We start from the raw sequence: 24463 nt of genomic DNA on the forward strand, positions 1-24463 counted from the left end.
ACTTCCTTTTTCGCATAAATACCTGACCATTTCCCTATGGCCTATGCTCTTCGCCAATTAGCGTTGAACAGAGTGCGCTAATTGCACAACCTATTGATAAACGTAGTCTTGGATTGCCCAAGTGTCTAGCCGAGTTCGAAAAGGGCGATGGCCAAAGCCAAAGCCCCCTTAATTAGTGTCTTCTTGTTCCCTTAGTGGTTTTGTCTGCACGCATCACCATCCAGCTACCCGCACCTGCCACACTTGCAACGGCGGCCTCAAGGCTAATACCTTCCTCACTTTCAGCGATTAGCTCCGGTGATTCTGGGGTAGGAACTTCAAGCGCTACCTGCTCCTCTCCTTCGACAGCTAGAACCTCTACAACTGGCGCCTCTTCGACTGGAGTAGCGTCCTCTTCAGTCGGTGCTACCGCCTCGATCTCGGCTTCTTTGACTTCAGGCTCTGCCTCGCCTTGTTGTTCAACAGCAGGGGTTGGGGCAGGACTACTGCCTGCGCCGGTCGAGGTCATAAGACCACCGAGTTGCAGGAAGGCAAGCTGTGCTTCTTCGGTAAACTCTATCTCGACTTCAGCTTCATCTGATGCACGATCGCGAGTCACCTCACGATAGCCTGACTCTGCATAAACCTGCTCTGAGTAACCGCTGAACAATCCTGCTTGAAGTACACGGATAAGATCTAGTTGGCCAACAACAAGAGAGACAATAGATTCTGGTACAATTTCATCCCCTACTTCTACGAAGGTAAATGTTCCGTACTCACCAAAGAGGACATCCTCGCTAAAGTTCGCAGAGAAGAAGTCACTGCCATAATGGCCCTGCATACGGTCTTGGCCTTCGCCACCAACCAAGAAGTCAATGCCACCCTCGAATAGGTCAATCGCCTCAAATACGATAGTGCCATCTTCAGAGCGAGTAACTCGTGAGCCATCACCGCCGAGTAAATCACTGCCTGCACCGCCACGAATTTCGTCAGAACCGTAACCACCAAAGATGATATCTCTATCATTACCACCGATCAGAAGATCATCACCACCGATTGCTGTATTACCGGTAGCCACCTCTATATATCTTCCGTTGGCGTCGTTGCTGATAAAGCCATCATCACCAATAATGATGCTCTCACCAGATGCGTTACGAACCTCATCATTACCAACACCCGCTATGGCATGGTCTTGACCGGCACCTAGGCTGATGACGTCGTCACCGCCAGTGCCGTTTTCAGTGTCAGTGCTGGTGATCAAACGGCGTACACCGTCAACATAGTCAACCTCACCGTTATCACCAATAACGATATCTTTATCATCACCAGTAGTGATTTGGTCACCCGAGTTACCACCCAGCACTAGGTTCTCACCATTGGCTGCATTGATGATATCCGAGCCGCCTTGGTCAAAGCCCGTGGTCTTAGCCTGAACCAAGATGCCATTGCCGTCATACTGGATCTGGCCGTTATCGCCTATGATGTGGTCCATACCGTTGGCGGTAGTAATCAAATCATTGCCGTTGCCCCCGATAACTGTATTGTCACCCTCGCCAAGGATTAATTCGTCATCACCACCAAGGGTCTCTTGAGTCGTTCTCGCCAGAATCAAATGACCATCAACGTTGTATGATAGGAAACCGTTATCTGCCAGTACGTGGGTGTCACCAGAATCAGACATCACGCTGTCGTCACCCAGACCCGCAATCACTTTATCAGAACCGGTACCAACCTTAATGGTATCGTCGCCTGTGGTGCTCTCGTCAGAATCACTGCTCTGGATAAGACGAACAACCCCATTGCTTAGCATAACCTCGCCGTTATCACCTGCTACGACGTCATCGCCAGTGAAGGTAGTAATGGTATCGTTACCCATACCACCTAGCACTAGGTTATCGCCATTGCCTAGAGTAACCTCATCATCGCCACCAAGGTTTTGAACTGTAGTGCGAGCACGGACCAACACGCCTTGAGCGTTGTAGTTAAGGATGCCGTTATCCGCAATCACATGGCTATCACCTGACTCAGACATTACGATGTCGCTGTCTAAACCCGCGATAATACGGTCAAAGCCAGTACCCGATTTGATGGAATCACTACCCGCTGTGGCATCCACGCTATCAGTGCTTTGCATAGAACGAATCACGCCACCTACAAGGTCGATCTGACCGTTATCACCGATGATGACATCGTTATCAGAGCCCGTAGTCACCTCATCACTACCAAAGCCCGCGACTACAATATTGTCGCCATTGCCTGCGTCGATAACATCATCACCGCCAAGCTCTAGTGAGGTCGATTTAACCTGCATCAATACGCCATTGGCATCGAAGCTGATCTCACCACTATCACTCGCGATAATGTCTTCACCGTTTGCCGTGTTAGCTGTATCCGAACCCATACCAGCAATAACTACGTTATCACCCTCACCTAGGGTAACGTCATCGTCACCGCCAAGGTCAGTTTCAGTGGACTTCGCATTAGTCAGAATGCCGTTGGCGCTGTAAGACAGTACGCCGTTATCCGCAATAATATGGCTATTGCCCGAATCAGACATCACGATATCGCTATCAAGGCCTGCAATCACTCGGTCAAAGCCACTACCCACCTTAATAGTGTCGCTACCCGCGGTTGCGTTCTCGGTATCCGTGCTTTGGATTACGCGAATCACGCCATCGATTAGGTCTACCTGACCGTTGTCACCGATAACCACGTCATTGCCAGAACCAGTAGTCACCTCGTCAGAACCAAAGCCTGAGATAATGCGATTATCACCGTTGCCTGCATTGATGGTGTCATTACCACCTTGGTCGATAGCGGTAGATTCTGCTTTAACGAATACGCCTTGGTCATCGAAGTTCAGCTCGCCATTATCACCCATGATGATATCGCCACCACCTGCTGTGATTACGGTATCTGCACCCTGACCCGCGATAACCACATTGTCCCCCTCACCTAGGGTCACCTCATCATCACCGCCTCGTTCGGTTTCAGTCGCCATCGCGTTAACCAAGATGCCATCAGCATTGTAAGTCAATACACCATTATCTGAGATGACATGGGTGTTACCTGAATCTGAGGTAATCTCATCATTCTCGATAGTGGTGATAAGCTCGATGCCGTTAACGGTTTCAGTAAGCTCCTCATTAAAGGTATCCAGACCTGCAATAACACGGTCTGAGCCAGCACCAAGGTGGATAGTATCGGCCGCTGCAGTAGAGCGGTCTGCATCTGTGCTTTGCATAGTGCGGATAACGCCCTCTACAAGGTCAATCTGACCGTTGTCACCGATAACAGTATCATCGCCATCATTGGTGGTTACCTCATCAGAGCCAAAGCCTGCGATGACAATGTTGTCACCAAGGCCTAGGGTGACATCATCATCACCGCCAATGTTGATATCATTGCTCAAAGCACTAACAAGCACAGAGCTGTCATTCCAAGCGCCTAAGTAATTCAACTCACCATTATCCGCAACAACATGGGTGTTACCCGAATCAGAGGTAATGGTGTCACTACCAAGACCGCCAAGCACACTGTCGTTGCCAGAGCCTAAGTGAACCTCATCATTACCAGAGGCATTGCTGCTGCCTTGCTCTGTTTTCAGCGCAATAGCGTTGTTTCTTAGGTCCACTTCACCAAAGTCACCGAACACCCAATCACTACCGGAACCAGATTCAACATAATCACTGCCTGCACCGGCTAGGATGATGTCGTCGCCTTCATCGCCATAGATGATATCGTTATTGCCAGTGTTGGTATCTGAGGTAGTAATTAGGGTAACCACACCTGTATCAATCAGGATATTACCCATATCACCTAAGATGATGTCGCTATCGTTACCTGCAATATCAGCACCCTCAGGACCATTCCCACCATAGATAGAATCCGAGGCTTGACCGCCAAGTAGGATATCATTACCTGCACTGCCCGTGATGGTGTCACCACCGCCATTGGTAAAGCCAATATTGCTCACTTCTGTTACATCACTGAGTGAGGTAGAAAGGATACGATTCACACCATCTAGTTGGTTAATCACACCCTTGTCGGCTATCACAATATCATCGCCAATGCCGGCATTGATGGTGTCGCCACCAACAGTTAGAGGGTCTGAGGTTTCTAGGTTGTCGTTCACACCATCAGCGATATTCACCACGGTTAGGATCTGAGTGCTCAAGTCCAGACGAGTGCTTACGTCGACATTAAAGCCCGCATCACCATAGATGTGATCATCACCGCCTAGGCCAGAAATAAAGTCGTTACCAGAACCACCAGCGATATGGTCACCATATTCACTGCCGGTAATCGCATCATTGCCTTGACCACCGAAGATGGTTACTGAACCGCCTGCGCCAGAGGCATTGATAATGTCATTGCCTGGGTTGTTAAACTCACGAGCCTTGTCGGTTTTCTCATCTGAGGTTGCGTTATAAGCAAAACCGTTCTGACCAGTATCACCAAATAGGATAAGCACACCATCGGCATCACTACCGGTCACGGTTAGAGTATCGCTACCACCACCGCCATGTACTACGGTAATCACATCAGCAGCCGTATCGGTAACCACTACATTGTCATTACCTTGACCTAGGAATAGCTCAACCACCTCTAGGTCTTTGTATTCGATGCCCTCACCCATACCAAAACCGGTTAGGCTGGTATCGCTAAGCATGCCACTGTCGTTCTCCTGACTGCCATCGTTAAACACATTCAGCACATCAGTCTGAAGGACTTCACTCACTTCGATATTCTTAACTGGAAGCTCGGTATCAGTCTCGCTAGGAAGCATTACCGCAACGCTCAGTGCACGCGCCTTACCTTGAGGTACACCGCCTTCAATGATCAGTTTGCCTTGAATACCAGTTAATGTGTGTGGTTGAAGTGGTGGGTTTTGAACCGGCTGAGCCTCTTGCTCTTGATACTCCTCATTTACTGATAGAGTGATGGTTATTGGTTGATCCCAGTTGGTTGAATCAAAGGTCACAGTATTGTCATCAGCATTGAAGCGCGGGTCTTCACTACTAAACAGCGTCTGACCATCGTTCAACAGATTCACAGTTACTGGAGCCGTTGGCGCTTTACTTAGCACTAAGCTGTACTCGTCATCCTGAGCCTGACTCACAAGGGTTGAGCCATCGGTCTGAGTCACGATAACCGCACCGCTATCGTTATCGGTTACAAACAGGATCTGCTCTGCATCATCCACTTGGTTGTAATCAGAATCATCGACATCACTACTTGCGGTTAACTTAACGCTACCTTGGTATAGGTTCTCTACATCTAGGTCATCCAGAGCATTCACACTAAAGCTCTTAACCTGATCCCAGTTGGTGTGGTCAAAGGTAAGCTCAGTTGTGCTGAACTCTAGTTGCGCAAAGCCGCCAGTACCTAGCATCTCTGCAATAGAGACAGTTACGGTTTCACCTACCTCTGGCTGAGTCGCAAGTCGTACATCAAATGTAGCGCTCGCGCCGCCCTCGGTAAGCTGATCGCCGCCTTGTGGAAGCACGATAATATCCGCCTGGTCATTATCAAATACATTCACCTCAACGTTAGCGATATCCAGACCATCAAACTCAGGGTTATCACTGCTTACGCTGTGGCTGATGACATAATCACGCACCCCTTCCATAGCGCTGTCATCGATAGCTTTCACATAGATCTGGGTGGTGTCTTGCCAGTTAGAGCCTGATTCATAAGTCACTACCAGTGATTCATAGAAGTTGATGTTATCGGTGGAAACCAGAATGCTGGCTGCTTGACCACTGGTGTTATCTTTGTCGCTGCTTGAAGCGCGCGCCGCAGAAACCGTCACGTAAGCCACAGTCGCGACGTTTGGTTCATCAACGCTTAGAGACAGTTCATAGCTATCTGTCATGCCAGATTCATCAACCGTTAGCGATTGAGTATCGATAGCCACAGCGCCGTTCTCTTGGCTAGCTACATTTAGAGATACACCATCAACGAAGATGCCGTTGTACGTCTCATCATCACTAAACACACTGTGATTGATAAAGCTGCTACGACCTTCAACAGAGTAAGAGACGATAGGCTTGGTCACATCGCTGGCTACATTAAATACATCAGCACCCAAACCGCCAATAATGGTGGTTTCTACATCTGCATTAGTGCTTAGTACGTAGAAGGTATCGTCACCCTCAAGGCCGTCGACTTCAGCAAATTCAATGCCTTGATATCCGATATTTAGACCTGCACCAAAGATGCCGTCCTCGGTGATCATAAAGTTATCATCACCCTCGGTACCGAGCACTACAACCTTATCGCTACCTGCACCGCCGTCGATCTTAAGGGCGGCATTGATACTGTATTCGATGGTATCGGCACCCTCACCACCAAACAGCTCTACATCTACGCTGTTGTTGGTTAGGCCACTATCGGCAAGCAAGAAGGCACGAACCACAAAGCTGTCATCACCCGCTTCACCATAAAGCTTGGTCACTGCCTTGTTTGAGTAAACCTTGATGCTATCTTCACCGTCACCACCGTAGATAACCATCGGCAGGCTGTTACCGTTACTTAAGAAGCCCAATGTGGTTTCTGTAGTCTCGATTTCATCACCGTCAGCCACAAATGGACCTACTCGGTCACTACCGAATAGCTGACCAACTTGGAAGGTATCATTGTCCGCACCGCCATCTAGGGTAAAGATGGTGCCAGTATCATCACTGTAGAAGCTATCTTCGCCCTCTAGGCCATTGATAATAAAGCGCGCATTAATGTTGCCATCGTAGTTGATGCGCTCAGCGGTATTCCCATAGCCTGCGTTGCCATCATCATGAAGCGCTGCGACAAAGTTAGCTCGAATTAAGAAGGTGTCATTGCTTACTAAACCATTAAAACTCACAACGTCAGCGCCATCATTACGGGCACCTGAGTCTTCAATATCTATGGTGTAATCGGCATCATCGCCAGTACGGTTTATGATGTAACTATCCGTACCACCCTCACCATCAAGCACCAGCTTGTCGGTACGTGTATGCAATTGATTAACAGTGATTTCATCATCACCATCTCCCATATTCACATAGGTATCGCCCAATATAGATTGTGCATCGAGAAGAAGATTATCGTTTGCATCTCCCATGCTAATGACTATCTCATCAGCTTCGAGCATACCCTGGATAATCATACTGTCTTCGTTGATACCACCAAGAAGCGCAATCTCGCCTGTAGCCGTGATGCTACCTTGGATATCTAAGATCGCACCTAGATTGTCTTGATCTCCGGTCAAGCCTGAATCTACCTGGATATTAATATCGAGAGCCGCATCCAACACCGCTCCAGCCTCAAGCACAAAACCGTCGCCAGAATTGATGTTGATGTTCTTGCTCGTCTCCAGAGTCACACCAGATACGATCGTGATATCATCATTGTCGGAGTTATCATCTGAGGTTAGGTTGATGTCCTCGCCCGCGATCAAACTCTGATCCACAGTCATAGGGCTTCGGGTAACCATGTTGATTTCGCCACCCGCCTCGAAGCCACTCGAGATGCCATCAACCACTCCGCCCACACTCAACGCGCCGGTATTCTCAACATAAGTACTACCCGTTGTTGATTGACCTTGGATATTACCCACCGCTGTCGCAAGAGCCTTGCCTTCGCTACCTATATCTAATGAAGCAAATAGATAGGTCTTGCCTGAGATAACGTTGTCGCCATTGGCGTTGTCATTCAAGATGCGACCCGCTGGCGCTGCGATAAAGGCAATCGCTGCGGCGCCCGTTTGAATGGTATTTAGATACAAATCACCGCGCGCTTCAGTGAGGTGTGTGTTGTTCGCACTGCTAACGGTGAGGTTTTCTCCCTCAACAGAGCCTGAATCTACCTCAATATCGTTGCCAGCTTGACCAACAGTATCAAAGCGTGAGGTGAGCGTTATACTCGCACCCACAACATCGGCTAGCTCACTTGGGTCATCGGTAACCGCATCTAAAATGGCCAGATGTGCGGCCAATTCAACGTCTCCTTGGCTTGACTCAACATGGTCGACATCAAGGTTTCCGTCGGTTTCACTGATGCGAATATCATTCAGCGCCGAAGCAATTAACACTCCGCCGGTTAAATTGATATCCAATAGATTACCAAAGCTACCTATATCCCCAGCGTTTGCGGTCAGCACCACATCGACAGCACGAATATTCTCATACTCGTGATCAAAGCTATCGACAATAGAGCCATTCAGAGCAACGAGATCTACCGTGCCACCACTAGAATAAATGGTCGCGATGTTGAGGTCTGAGTTGATCTCTGTAATGTAGATGTCTTGTTGTGCACGAGCGGTTAGGGTTGCGCCTGCACCTAGGTCGATAGTAAAGCGATTGCTCGAACTGCCAATGGCGCCAGAGCCTGCCTCGAGGATCAAGGTGCTACTTGCACTAACAGAGGCTGAGTTGCCGGTGTCATCGGTCAATGACTGTTTAGATTTGATACGCACATTGTCGCCGGAAACGGAGTCGATCTCCATTGACTGTTCTGAGCCAAGGTAGACATTGCCCAGCGCAGTAGCGCTAATGCCACCGGTCACTAGAACGTCGATGTCTTCACGTTGGTCAATAACAATCTTGGTAACTACGGCTGTGCGATAGTCACCCGCATCAAGGTCAACGATTGCGCTGGCTAAGTTAGGATCAACCTCCTCAAGATCAACCACCAGACCCGCGACTCGATTAATCTGATAAACCTCTGAGCCTAATGACACAAACCCATCTTGAACCAGACCCAAGCTTGCCCAGGTATCGCCATTAGTATTAATAAGCGTAGTTAAATCGGGCGTACTACTGATAGCAGCCACATCCATAGTGACAGCAATTTCAACCGAAAGTGCGGTTGAGGTTAGGGTCATGGTATTTGCCGTTACCGATGCTATCTCATAGAAGCTGCCTTCATCGTTAGCGTTTGCACTGTCTCCAGCAATTCGGATCTGCATTCCCGCAACAAAGCCATCGGTAATCCAGCTACCTGTAGAGCGAACCAGCGAATCACCGCTATCCGACTCCACCACATTTACCTCAACACTGGATGCACGCTCCGTAAACAAGAAGTACACATCATTTCGTTCAGCAGCGGCCAATTGTACACGCTCGTCATCGGTATAATCGCCATCAAGATCGATCTCAACTGACCCAACCGCGCTACCAATATCGCTTTGCGTCACAATCGTGATGTCACCACCCGCCGTGATATTTGCATCTTCTATGGTTGCCTGAGTATTGGTAATTGGCTTAAGAAGACTGCCACTAATCAGGTTGGTGAGTTCATCCTCAGTCCAAACATGAACGCTAGCGGTCAGCTCAGCACGCTTCTCATCGCTCAATTGATAAGCATAATCCGCACGATAGTCTTCCCCGCCATAGCTGGCATGAAGTGCATGATATTCCGCAGTACGCTTGTTAACTAGGGTTTGAATAGCATCATCAATAAAGGTATCCAGTGCAGAGCCACTCAAGCCGTCCTCGGCACCTATGGTCTGATACACCTCACGATAGTACGCCTCTTCGTCAACCGATAGACCTACCTCTACATCCGCAATATAAACACCATCAAACTGCCCATTGCGGATATTCCAGTAGGTACTGTATTCCATCTCACGCGCTGTTGTGTACGCTTCAATCACGTTATCAATCTTCAATTGCGCTGAGTCTGAGCCATTGATCAAACCTAGGTTTTCCCAAAGGCCTGTACTGAGTTCTTCGTAGCTACGCTCATCTCGAGCGGTTGAGCTATTGGCATCAATCAGCGAACCATAAGAAGCTGTGATGGTTACATTGCCTGAGTTGCTATTGATCTCTTTGGCTAGGAAGTCACCATCGATTTCACTCAGGTAAATATCATTCACTGCTAGCACGGAAACCGAGTCTGTGTTCTTAACTCCGCTATCGATAGCGAGAGCTTGTGTAGAGGTACCCACATGAGCCTCGGAGTTGATAAAGACCTGTCCTCCCCGTACCACACCAGCGGTACCAGATTCAGCCTCAATACCACCTACAGCAGATAGATAAACCTTACCCCCAGTGTCGTTGCTCAATTGACGACTTGTCGCTGAGGTAATGTCTTTGATCACCAAAGGACCATCGGTCTCAACAATATTGATTCGACCACCAAAGGTGCGAGCCGTAATACCTCCGTTGCCGTCATTGGTAAGATTGGTGCGCAAGGCATTGCTTGCAGCCTCAATACTGCCATCGGCATTGGTTTGAACGCTGCCACCAATTCGCTTCGCTTCGAGCACTATGTCTTCGCCACCTACCGAGCCTGTCGACTTGGTGATAATGTCGGCATCTGTGGTGATAGTAGTGGTACCTTCAGTGTTGCTGATCGCACCCTGAACAATCACACTACCGCCATTTTCAGAGGTAATATCAATAGAGCCCGCTTCCAAACCAGTAAAGGTAATGGCTACGCCGTAATCTGCTCGAATAGAATGGGTTGATTCGTAGCGAACCTTACTCTCTTCCACATATTTGGCATAGTAGGTCTTCTTACCCCACCAAGTGCTCTCGGTCCATTTGCGAACCAAAGAAACTTCATTGTCTAGCTCGATTGGGTCAGCTAACTCGCTAAAGATGTAGGTTTGACCACCCTCATCAAATTCAAAGTAAGCACCCTCACCTCTAAGAGTTGGCGATCCCACGATCTCAGGTTCACCATCGAACACCACCTTATCTGGGTCTTTGGCAAATGCGTCAATGCCAAGCCAAGACGAAGTACCTTCTGTGGTATAGCGACGCTCAAAGGTCTCTTGACCCATAGTCCAAGAATAGCGCCAGCCCGTTTTGGGGTCGTAGGTCATGTCATCGGTACCCGACGACTCAACACCGTTTGTGGTCACAGTTACGCCGTTTTCATCTTTGGTATAGATGGTTTCTAGCGGAGTATCCGAGCTACCTTTCGCTTTATCGCGAATAATCAGGGTGCCTTTACCGCGCTGCGATGCATCCAAGCCCATGATTTTCACATCAAGGTCGGTATCGTTAACGACATTAATCTCTGCATAGCCACCCAATACCTCTATCTCAGAATTCGTATTGGTGTTTAAGATATGGCCCTCTAGCTCGATATAACCGCCACTTACACGCATATCCCCAACGACTATCTGGTCATTGGTCGCATCATAGAAGACAGAGAAATCCTCACTGCCAACATCCAGACGAATCAAGCCCGTAGCTCCGTTTGCGCGAAGCTCATCAATAGTGTCTTCAATATTCTGGTCAATATTCAGGGTGAAGCTTTCTTTACCACTTTGAATCTTACCGTTGATATTGATGTATTCAGCGGTGATCGAGATATTGTCTGCGTAGATGCTAGGTCCAGTAATCGAGCGATTGATCAAGCTATTAATCTCAGCCAAGCTTGCTTCTTCTAGACCGTTATTACCGATTGCTGAGTTCCATTTCGCATACTCAGAGCCATCAACCGAATAGGTTGACCCTGGTGGCAAACTGATGACGGTAGATCCGCCCGTCATGACGACCTGGTCTTTCACATCAATATCAGCATAGATGTTGATGTCACCCTTACCTAAGGTACTAGAACCTTGACCGCTCAAGCTCTTAAGCTCTAACTTTCCGCTTCGGTTGGCAACATCACCGTTCAGTGTGATCGATGGCCAGGTCAACACGGAGTTGTTATCCACGGTATCCACGCGGTCATTCAGCTCAATTAATGCAAGGTCAAGATCTACATCATTGATAATAGAGATGATTGGGTCGCCTTCACTACCCACATCCTGGCGTTCACCATTTAAGAATACCCCACCATTTTCTTGTGGAATGGTGATGTCATTCACCACCAATGACGCCAAGGTGTGGTTCAGAATGGTGACAGAGGCGTCACCCGGAGATAATACGGTACCCGTATCCTCATAATCCCCTGAACGGATATCGATACGACCCGCTTCGGCATGAATATCGTTAACGGTAATCACTGGGATGTTAAGAGTGATGGCGAAATACTCTCCATCACCGTCCACATCCATCAATCCCTTCTCTACCATCAAGATACGCAAACGATTAATCTCTGACTTATAAAAAGCCTCAATCTCTGAGTCACTAGATTTACCATCGTTAAAGATAGAGAGTTGTTCTTCTGCGAATTCAAGGTCATCGAACAAACTTGAGCTCAGAGCCTCTATAGAGGTAGAGAAGCTCACACCATCAGTTTTGCTCACCTCATTCACGCTGCCATCATCGTTCAAACTAATGAATTCGATAGATTGGTTACGGCGAATACCCGTTTCTAGAGTACCAGCATTAATGACCGTACCTGTGGTACCTATAGTAACGTCACCGCCAAGGTCAGCGGTGCCACCGATTGCCGACGCCCAGTTGACCGTCTTGGTCTGTGCATCCATATCAGCAAAGCCAAAGCGCTCTGAGTGAAGATTCATCTGACGCGCCGTTTTCACGTGAGCACCAGAGGCAATGGTAATGTTGTTGGTTTGCGATAAAGTGGCAAATGCACCCGCATCATCGATTGGAATAATACTGTCTGAGAAGCTATCTATTAAGGCATGAACCTTGTAATCATCTCGATTGAAGTCGGTATCGGTACCTGCCGAGATGTTCATGTCGCCATAGGTGGTTAAGTCCGCTCCTAGGTCGATTAGAATGGTATTTACTGGGGTAATATTGACCCTTGCATTGGTGACTGAGACCGAGATTGCACCGCTAGAATCAGCCTCAACATTGCCCACAACCGTACCCTGACCACGAGCCGATATCTGAATATCGCCCTCAGAAAGCAATACAGCATTCTCACCAACACGTACCTTGGCTAACAGCTCATCATCTGTGATCTTAACCGTAGCCCCCGTGCCAGCCAGCGCACCTGAGGCATTCAAGATCACCTTGTCGGTAATATCTAGGTCATTGAGTGCATTCAATGCGATACCATCGGTATCCTCAATGCCCCAAGCGGTAAGGCTGGCATCATCACCCACATCAATCGTGGTTGCCATATCTAAAGTAGTAATGCTATCCGCACCTGCAGCACTTGCCAAACCTACTGCGACAACATCGATTCGGCCATTCTCATTTTTCTGAGCTCGATTAATGGCATCAACATTGATATCTGACGCGGTAATCGAAAGGTTATCACTATTGCTGGTGCCATCACCCAGAATCACATCGACATCAGAGGTGACATCGTGATTAATCTCAGCACCAGACCCAGACAGTAAACCACCAGACGCAGCCACTACCTTGGCATCAAATTTAGCTATGTGTTCCGCTTTGACATCTAAAACACCATCACCAGACGCTTCACCTAAGATGATGCTTGATTCGTCATCCACAATCACCTTAGTGGTGCTCGTTGAAGTGGTATCAGCAGCAACACCCGCTCCGGCAAGAGCACCGCCACTGCCTGCAACAGCGAGCACATAATTGTCCTCGGTTGCCTTGGCCACCATGGTAAGGTCACCACCTTGATAATCAGTAGCCGACATGCTCACAAGTGTATCTACATCGGTTTCGCTATCAGCAAACACGACACCGGCTGAAATAAAGCCAGCTGAAATACCGTATGCCTCTGATTTTTGCTTGGCATTGGCAAGCGCCTTAACCGAGCCATCACCTGCTGCTTCAACATCGGAGTCTGCCATGCTGACACCGATATCTCCGGTGACTTCACTTTCTACAAACACGCCAGCACCAGAGAAACCCAAACCTAGAGATACTGAGGTTGCGATCCCCATGGTAAACACATCATCTGTTGAGCTCGCTGTTAGGGTAAAATCACCGCTCGCATCAAGGGTTGAATTGCGAACATCACTGTTAAGATCAACATCCACCACATTGATGACACGAGTCGCACCAATAGAAATAGCGACACCACCGGCAAAGGCTCCAGCAATACTTGCAGTAGCAGCGGTAGCATCGATATCGGATGTGCTACTTGAGGTTACGGAAATGTCCGTCGCACTCACTTGAGTACTGTCCTCAATATAGCTATCTAGGTCAGAATAAACCTCATTCTCTACTCGAACGACGGCGCCAGAAATAGCGGCGCCTGCAGCCCCTGCTACAACAGCAGCACTGCCTGCCCCAACTCCCGAGTTAATGGTCATATCCTGTGTTGAATCAACGTCTAATGTACCTGACGCATAGATTTCGCTGTTGTCTATGTAGCTCTTAACCACGATTCGGTCACTGTCAGCACCAATCTCATTAACCGCTACAGAGCCACCTAGAGAGGCTCCAATACCACCACCGGCACCACCGGCCACTGCCGCTGAAGCTGCGGCAACGGTTGAGGTAATCTTAGAGGTGTTGTCTGCGCTAACATCAACATTTCCCACGGTGTTATTAGAAGCACCTAGGGTACTGTTTGCGATGTAGGCTTGAGTTTCTCCATAAATGTAGTTAGCGGTTTCAGCGCCAGCGCCACTTATCGCAACACCACCACCAACGCCACCTGCAGCCGCAATCGAAGCCGCTACTGAGGTCGCTTTAATCGTATTATCAGTCGTGGCTGAGACGCTAATATCACCACTATTTAACTCACCAACATCGGTGATATATGCAAAGGTATTCGCATCAACCGTATTTTGCGCAAGGGCAACACCTATGCTCAATGAAACGCCACCACCCGCTCCAAAGGCCGCAGCCAAAGATGCAGCACCCGCTTCTGCGGTGATCTTAGTGGTATTGTCTGCATCTAATGTGGTACTTGCGCTCTCAATCACCTTACTCGTAGCCGAGCTATTGTCGATATACGTCTCAACATCGGTATAAATATCGTTTGTGGTACTGACTCCTGCCCCCGCGCCAGAGAGTCCGCCACCGGCACCGCCTGACACTGCGACGCTACCCGCTCCGACACCTGAGAACACCGTCATATTGCCGTCAGCATCAAGGTTCAGGGCACCGCTTGTAGTAATGCCACTATTTTTCACATATGAACGAACCGCTTGGCGAGAACCGCTATTACCTATGTTATTCGTTGCCAATGCAGCACCAATCGCAAGGCCAATACCACCGCCCGCTCCACCAGCTCCACTAGCCGCTACCGCCACCACAGTGGCATCAATATCAGAGGTATCAGATGCAGTCACATCAACTTGGCTTGCACTGTTGATCTGCGAGTTTTCGATATAAGACTCGGTTGTGCCAAAGATGCTATTAACAGCCTCGGCACCGGCACCACTAATTGCAACGCCGCCACCTGCACCACCTGCGAAGGACGCGGTAGCCGCAACAGAGGTGGCATCAATATCATTGGTCGCATCAGCGCTTACATTGATAGCTCCAGCGCTATCAACCGAACCAGCACCCTTGATATAAGCTGAGGTATCTACTTCAACTCTATTTTCGGCAATTGAAATGCCAATGGTCAGAGCGCCACCCCCACCAGCACCGCCTGCAATACCAAGCGATGCAGAACCAAGCTCAGCTTCAATGGTTGATTGACTGGTTGCGCTGATAGAAATGCTGGTTGCATCTATCAGAGCGCTACCTGCGCCAGAGTTGTCAATGTAACTTTCAATCAATGCATACACATCGTTAGTCGTCACAACGCCTGAGCCTGCACCAGCAAGCCCGCCGCCTGCGCCACCAGCAACAGCCATACCGCCGGCACCAACACCAGCAGTTATCGTCATTTGTCCGTTTGCAGTGACTGACAGAGCACCTGAAGCATCGACGCTTGAATCTTGTATATACGAGGCAACTCTTAGGTTGTCACCCGAGGTGCCTATTTCATTCTCAGAAACTGATGCCCCTATGGAAACACCCACACCGCCACCTGAACCACCACCGCCTGAGACAGATACTGACGCAACGGTTGCGGTAATATCAGAGATGTTCTCAGCATCGATAGAGACAGCACCGGCACTTTCTACGTCTGCATCTTCAAGATACGCTAGCGTATCGCCGCCTATGCTGTTCATCGAGTTTGCACCAGCGCCACTAACCGCTATGCCACCGCCACTGCCGAAGGCGATACCCAAAGACGCTGCAACAGACAGCGAATCTATTGTGTTATCCGTCGATGCATCGATATCTAGGGCACCAGTGCCTAGGTCTACATCCGCGCCAGCCACATATGCCCGAGTGTTATTGTCTATTTCGTTGCGAGCCAATGCCACGCCTACTGTGATGGCCACACCTCCACCCGTACCAAATCCGGCAGCTATGGTTGCAGCAGCAGCATCGGCATCGATATCAGAGACATTGCTAGCGTTTAGGGTAAGAGAGGCACTCTTAATGGTTTGATTGGCACTGTTATCTACATAAGCATCAACATCGGCATAAATCTGATTGAGAGCACTCACACCAGAACCCGAAGCAGCAACCCCTATACCACTGCCAGCGGCGGCAATGGCCATAGAGCCTGCGCCTACACCAGCATCAATATCCAAATCCGCCGTTGAGGTAATCGAGATATCGCCCGTGGTATCAATCCCTGAGTCAATAATGCTTGCGATTACGCCCAGACGATTGCCTGACGTACCAATATTATTCTCAGTTTCAGCACCACCAATAGAAACGCCTAACCCAGCATCTGTACCACCAGCACCAGCAATAGAAACTGCGGCCACTTCTGCGTTAATCGTCGCGGTGTTACTTGCACTCACAGAGACGTTACCAGAACTGTAAGTCTGACTATTTGCAATTGAAGCAGTAGTCGTACCCTTGATGGTATTAACGGCGTTCGCGCCAGCACCACTTACCGAGATGGTGCCAGAGCTCCAACCCAAGGCAAATGATGTTGCTACTGAGGTAGCCGTAATCGTGGCATTAGTAGTCGCAACAACGTCAACATCACCCGTTCTATCATCCGAGGCACCAAGGTCCACGTTATCGATGAGCGCAACCGTGTCGTTATCAATATCATTCCCAGCCAGTGCCACACCTATGCTCAAGGAGACAGCACCGGAATTCGCAGAGAAGGTACCAGCAATAGAGGCACCAACAACCGCACTGGTGATCGTACTGGTATCTTTTGCTTCTACCGATATAGAGTCCGATTTAATGACATGATTGGCTTCCACCGCGGTAATTCCAGAGGTGGTATCAATCATGACTGAGTTATCAGCCGTTGAGCCTACCCCGCTAAGACCAACCGCTACGCCATCGGTAGACGTACCGATCGCAACTGAAGCCGCGACAACTACCGCTGTTATCTCTTGCTTACTTTCTGCATAGGTATCAACAGAGCCACTCAAGTCGACACTTGAATCAGTAATCGTTGCGCTAATGGCATTGGCTGTTCCATTGTCATCGCCAATATAGTTCTCAGCCAGTGCTACACCGATACCACCGGCAACACCGGTACCCGAAGTCGCGCCTGCCCAAGCAATCGATGCAGAAACAACGGTAGCACTGATGTCTCCATCAGCGTCGGCTTTAACAAACAAGCCATTCTCAGCATTGGATTTAGCATTAACCGTCGTTGCTTGATCAATCGTGCTGCCATCCACCTGAGCGATGGTATCGCCGTACACCTCATTTTCTACCGAGGCTCCACTACCAGAAAGGGTAATCGTTGTGTCACCGCCGCTTTGCAAACCAATAGAAGGCGCAACGACAACACCAATGATGTCAGCCTCGTTATGCGCTTTGACATCCATGCGAGATGTATCAAGGTCATGACTTGGCAGTGTAATGGTGCTATTAAGCACCTTGGCACGAGTATTCATTCGCACCTTGTTATAACTCACGGCTGCTGCAACCGATAACCCAACCTTAGTATCAAAATTAGGTGAGGTATCCTTACTTACCCCTGCACCTATGGCTACTGAGAGTATGTCAGCTTCACTATTGGCCTGATGGCGAACCTTGCCTGTTGCGACATCAATATCCACATCGCTGATAAGAGCGTCGATATCGCTGTCTATGTTATTTTCAGCGTAGGTAACCCCAACAGTAGCGTTACCTGCATAGGCCACACCTAGCGCTACCGCATAGATCTTAGAGGTATCCTTCGCCTCAATATCCACGGCGAAGTTGCTAGCGTCTTTGCCCGTAATAGAACCCGAAGATATACCCGTTAAGAAGGCATCCACATCATTATCGACGTTGTTCACCGAAACATTGCCAGTAATCGCGATACTGGTACTACTGGAGTTTGTCGGAGTATCTGAGACCCCGGAAAGAGCGGCAGAAACTGACGCAGTAACCACGGTCGTGTTGTTAGTTGCATTGATAGATAGACTTTCAAGGGTCAGGCTATTAACGCCGGCGATGCCTGCGTCAATATCCACATCTACATCATTTCGAAGGCCGATACCGGCAGCAGCCAATGCAAACTTTTGAGCATCGGAGCTTGAATAAGCGATAGGAAAAGCAAACACGCCCGAGCTATCTGTTGCACTTAGGGTCAATGCATCAGCGTTTAGACTATTGAGATTGTAAATAGAAGCGGAGGTGGTGTGGTCCGCAATATTGAAGATAAAGGATCCCGAAACCGAGATACCATAAGAACTATTATTCGTCTTAGGCGTATCCCCTCCAGATGGAGCAACCTTACCCGTGGCCCATGCCGCACTAATAGCGGAACCAATTACGAACCCTTCACTGTTCGCCTCAACCTTAACATCGCCGTTTACATCCACATCACCGGTGCGACTGCCCGCGCCACTGGTACCAATCTCAGCCTTAGTCACCTTGGTAATGATATTAACGATAGATGAAGCACCTACACCAATCGCACCACCCGAAGCACCGCCACCGGCAATCGTAATGATATCGACACGGTTATCTGCTGTTACCGTTAAACGCTCGGTTCCTGGTAGGTTGGTGATTCGCGTCCCCACCATCAAGTCTACGCCAGATTCGATGCGTGCATTGGCGCTGCTATCCACAATGTTATTGATGAATAAGCCCGAAAGACCCAATGTGCCTTTACCGTAACCGGCTGAATAACCGAGGTTAATCGCAAAGACGTTACTGTCTGCATCAACTTTGAGATCATCGGCATACACCATGGCACCATTTTCAATAATGGCATTACTGTTCAGAGTCACCGTGTTGATGTACACACTCACGCCTGAACCATTCAATGCCTCTGATTGACCCGACTTCTCGTAAATGGTTTTTAGAATTGGGATATTAGAGTTTGTCGCCGTTAACAGACCAACATAATCCACTTGCTGATTGATGGTATTTGAAGCAACCGACATGTCACGATTTGACGACGATAGAGAGCCTAAGAAGCTATCCACTAGCGTGTGGTAATCCGCCTCTGTCACTTCATCAAACGTATTTTCTAGATCTGTACGTTGGTTGATCTCGACCGTACCCAGCACCTTAGCATTGGCATTTTGGGTTACGTTTAGGTAACCAAAGTTAAGGCCGATAGATACCTTAGCACCGGCAGCCTCAGACTTAACCGTATTATCAATAAGATAAAGGTCGGAATCACCACCCAGTAACTGGCTAGGTAGACTGGTGACCTTGTCACCCAGTAGCTCCCATTCAAATGGGTCGCTAAAATCCGCCTCTGACAGACGAATAGTGGCGGTGTCATCGCCTAGATATTTATAAACTGCACCCAAGAAACCAATGTCTGGTTGTTGCGACTCAGTCTGCTTCCAATCGTAGTCTTTGTAATGAAAGCCAACCAAATCCCCTGGATTCACCGTGTAATCGGTATCTATCTCACTTGGTTGAACAAAGTCTGGTTTCACATATTTGAAGGTTGTATCAGGACTGATCAACCCGGTTAGATTCTCAGTCTCCGAATCCAACGTAATCTTATCTAGAACGTCGAGCTTAGTATTACCCTGGATGAGCGCATTGGCATTGTTGTCCATGTCTGCGATCATCACTGAAACCGCACCACCAAATGGTACCTGATTAAACTCACTCTTAGTCCCTGTTGAACCCTCCAACTGAGACGTCTGAGATACGGTACTGGAAACAGAGCTGACGCTGGTTAATTGACGACTCTCAACGGAAGCCGTCTGATCTAGAGAACCACCAACCTGTATGTCGCTACTCTTATCGGTAAGGCCAATATAGGCGTTGGCGTTGTTGGTATCATCGGCATACCCAAAGGCAATACCTAGAGTAAATTTGGTTGGCTTTAATCTATCGGATGGGGATATACGTTTTGTGATAAATTCCGGCATTCCCTTGGATGCCAATTTGTCCGCGGCTTTTTGCTTATATTTGTCTTTAAAGTTGTTGAGTACACTCGGCACTCTATCAACCACAGCCTCAACAACTGTGCCCCAAACACCATCAACTCGACCTTGTTTTTGCTCTGCATTAACATCCACATCACCGGCAATAATGATGTCGCCGGCTAGGGTTGCATTGGTATCACCGTGTTCGATATGCACCGCCACACTCGCTGCCAATTTACCCTTATCACCTGCATCACTTAGTGCACCAACGTAGATAAAGTCTGCAGTATAGGCGGATACTTCGAGATCGCCCTGACCAATAATCAACGCAGAATCAGACACTAAAGTAGTAGAGTCACTCTCCAAAATACCGACAGCGACACTAAAGGCAAAGCCTTTGAAACCAAAGAAGGGTTCCGCATTGACCTTCATGTAGTTCTCTACTTTAGAGGAGATCAATACATCCCCTTGTGCAATCACAGTACCGTTCATTTCAACGTTTGCATCAGAGCGAATGCTGCCAATCGCTACCGAGAACAAGATAGCTAAAGGTTCTGATTTAACACGTGCGATTGAGCGAGCCTCAATCACAACGTTGTCACCTTTGATTACGGCACTCTCATCAATGGTGATCGTGGTATCTACCTGAGAGCGAGAGTAGCCAAAGAAAAGAGCAAAGTTTTCTAACTCAGCCTTAAAGTCCTTGATACTCAGTTCATCAGATTCGATAGAATCTCCGCCATAGTTTACCGGGCTATCAGGGTTGGTTTCAGCAAAGGCAATGATATTAATATCACGTCCTTCGATGGTGGCAGCGCCTATGGTAATGGTTGCACTGACATCGTCAAAGTTGTAAAAACCAGCACCTTTGATCTTATTTGTAGAGTCAGATGCAATGATATTAATATCACCGCTCTCACTCAAAGAAATGCCTTTAGCCGATAGATTGACGCCATCCTCAATCACGATATTGCGCGCGTAAAAACTGATGTCACCGGCAGTATCACTGGCATCATCTGTTTCGACATTGGCCTTAACAGTGATAGTGCCACCAGCATCAAATTTAATGGACTGCCCTACCAAAAACACGTTGTTGTCTATCGTCAGATTGCCGCTAGATTCATTAACGAAAGAGAAGTTGTCACCCGTAATTGTGGCAAAGTCGAAGTCATTGATATCGAATACTTCACTCCCACCATAGAAAACCACATTGTTACTGGTAGCCAAGTCCGACACGGTCACATTGACTACGGCGATATCCGCTCGTGAACCGACATCGATACGGAATTCATTGATTCCGGTTCCACCTTTCAGCTCCGCAACAGTGCTGGATGCATCCAGGGTTGCATCAATGGTGGCACTAGAGGCATCAATCAAGGTGGCACCTGTAGTAGCACTGATCTCAGCATGCTCGATATCAGTCAAATCAACACTTTTATCGGTCTGCAAATCGCCTTTCCAGGTCAGGCTGCTATCTGCCACATCTACCTGGGTGTGAGTTGCGGTTGTGCTCGCAGCAACGGTGTCATAACCACCTTTACCGTCAACACTTGTGTCATCATCATCAATGGTGAAGAAATCAATCCCTTGTGAACCTAGATAGGTATCTGTACCCGCATTACCACGCTGGGTTGATAGTTGTACTGAGGCAAGTAGACTCAAGCTAACGCCTGTAGCCACAGAATTTGAAACGGTTTGTCCATCGAGGCCAAGTACAGACAAAATAGAGTTGTCATTACCCGCTACATCAAAAGCGGAAATGCCAGAAATCGAAAGCTGTGCAGTATTTTGGTCAAAAGAAGCAAACATAGGATCGCTTTCACGATCATCGGCAATATTAATAAGCGCAATCAGTTCTTCAAGGGTTTGCGCCGATTGAGTGTCGACTTCTAAGACTGTGCTGTCATCATCTAGCGTAAATAGCAATGAGAATTCGGCTAGATCTTCCCAACCATCGAGTAAATAGATATCTGTGCTCTCGGATAGACCATAGAAATCGGTTGCATCAAAGCTATCATCGCCATCTGCACCTATCATTTCAGCACTTTCAATGCCAAGCAGATTGATAGTCGTTAATTCAGTCGCAAGGGAGCCATCATCTAGCTCTATGGTTAATGCATCATTATTGAGGTCAAAGCTGTGATCGACAGCCGTGTTGCCACTCATATCGGCAATCAAGGTGTCTTCACCCAAACCACCATCTATGATGTCGTTAGACTTGCCGGTGACATAGATAAAGTCATCACCATCGCCAGAGTCAATGACGTTAATGCCCTGAGAACCACGTATAGTGTCAACGCCCTGCAAGGTGGCAATTTTACTGTTACCAGCAAACAATGATAAATCGACATCATCAGCGCCAACTCCACCCTCAAGATCCAGATAATCTTCATCACCAAAGTCCACTAGGGTATCTAATACTTGGCTGCCTTGTTGAGAGCTAATAACCGAAGCACCGTTGCTGACTGAAATAGACTCAATGATGGATTGACCCGAATACAAACCTGCGAACTCAATACTAAAGCCATTAGAAAGCTCAGTCGCAATTAGCTGGCCATAGGCAAGGTCTAATGCCTTTTCTATCGCACGAGAGACATCGCGAGTACGTGCATCCCATGCAATCTCTTCCGTATCGACGGTTCCACCATTCACTCCAATAGTAAGCACATAGCCTGAACCACTGGTGATGTCAGGCAAGGTAATATCAATAATGTCATTTAAGCCGTGTGATAGGTCTAATTGATAATCATCACCTAACACAGTCACAATTGCACGACCAGCGAAATTCTCAACTAGGGTATCCGTGCCAGCACCTGCGGTTATCGTATCTGCACCACCTAAACCAATTAAGGTATCACCATAGTCAGATGCAACAATCGTATCAGCGAGCTCACTACCCTCTAAGGTAATGTCATAATCGTTTGCAAGGCTTGCATCCAATATATAGCCAGCGACATCATTTTCATTTGCTTGTGTTTTGATGTAGATGGTTTCGATATCAGTCAGAGTGTCAGTTTCACTATCGCCAACTTTAATCTGGTCACCATCTAACACAAAGTCGGCCGCTCTTACTGCAATGACCTCATCGCTACCGTCACTACCAGCAATCGCATCGCTGCCTGCGCCACCGACAAATACATCATCACCAATGCCGCCAAATAGTTCGTCAGCGCCATCGCGACCGATTAAATGCACATCAAGTTCAGAAGCTGAAAAATCAAAGTAGTTGTCGCCACTACCACCCTCAGCGGCAAGTAAGGCGACATCAAAGATGGTTACCGTCTGATCCAGTGTTTCTGTGAACGTACTGCCGTCCCAACTACCGCCTTGATAGACATAGTCAATATCATCATTGTCACTGTTGAGCTGAACCGTAATATCAATTCCACCGCTGCCCGATTCTTTGAACAACACGGTATCGTATCCACCAAAGCCATCAACAGAGTCACCAAAGCCCACCACAAACACGTTATTGTTGGTGTCTCCAACAAAGCTATCAGCAAAATCTGAACCAATGATGGTGTTCATGCCGGTCACACTATCGAAACCCGTTACCGCTTCTTGCTCTAGATCTACCGTGACGCCTTCTGTGTAGGTGCTGTAATTCAGATAGTCACTGCCACTACCACCAAGCTCATCAAAACCCTTAAAGGCTATGCTGGTAGTGCTTACCGAATCTAAAAGACCGCCATCAGTCAATGTTTCAAGGGTAGATACGGTACCTTCCCCTTCCGTTGCTATCTCCCAGTTATAGCTATTATTAATCGCAGCTAGCACGTGAATAGATTCATCGCTTTGAGTTGCTTCGATATTTTCGGTATTTAAAAACTCAACGGTGCCGTTATCGCCAAGATTACCCTCATTGTCTCCATTTATTTGCCAATTACTGGTTGTGACTGTGCTCGCGACAGCGACGGTGTCATCGCCCTCACCACCATCAAATTGAACAATAAAATTGGATTCGCCAAGGTCGAGAAAGGATTGATCTACGGTGAATATGTCATCTCCATCAGTGCCGGTGACGGTGATAACGGATGCAGCACCAATACTGTCAAGCTTACGCTCACCAAGCACTGCACCATTGTCTAGATTATTGATTAACTGAATGTACTGCTCGTCCGGGGACTTCTCTATAACTTGAAGAGTCACGTCATTAGCAGTATCTGCCACTAAGGCCGCCAGCGGGTCTGCCGACAACAAAAGCCTCGGCTCGAGTTGCTCTATCGCAAAGACATTGTTTTGCGCAGGAGTAAGCCCCCAACGAGAAGACTTAATCGCATGGCTAATGCCCGTCATCAAACTAGATAAGCGAGGCATTTCGGCGTTTTTTGATGCTTTAATAGCGCCCAGTTTCGTATTCATAATTTTAACCTTCCTAGGGCTCTGCGGCAC

General features: G+C 48.2%; 1 protein-coding gene. It reads right to left on the reverse strand.

The features are described 5' to 3' along the window. Positions 1 to 172 precede the first annotated feature (172 nt). Complete coding sequence (locus D5I41_RS17380; protein WP_119010891.1) at positions 173 to 24433, reverse strand: calcium-binding protein; 24261 nt, start codon at positions 24431 to 24433, stop codon at positions 173 to 175. Positions 24434 to 24463 lie beyond the last annotated feature (30 nt).

It is taken from the genome of Vibrio superstes, from assembly GCF_003569005.1.
Lineage (GTDB): Bacteria > Pseudomonadota > Gammaproteobacteria > Enterobacterales > Vibrionaceae > Vibrio > Vibrio superstes.

Bases quoted from the DNA above. Each gene is read 5' to 3' on its own strand.
- D5I41_RS17380 (WP_119010891.1), bottom strand. From the start codon at position 24,433: ATGAATACGAAACTGGGCGCTATTAAAGCATCAAAAAACGCCGAAATG.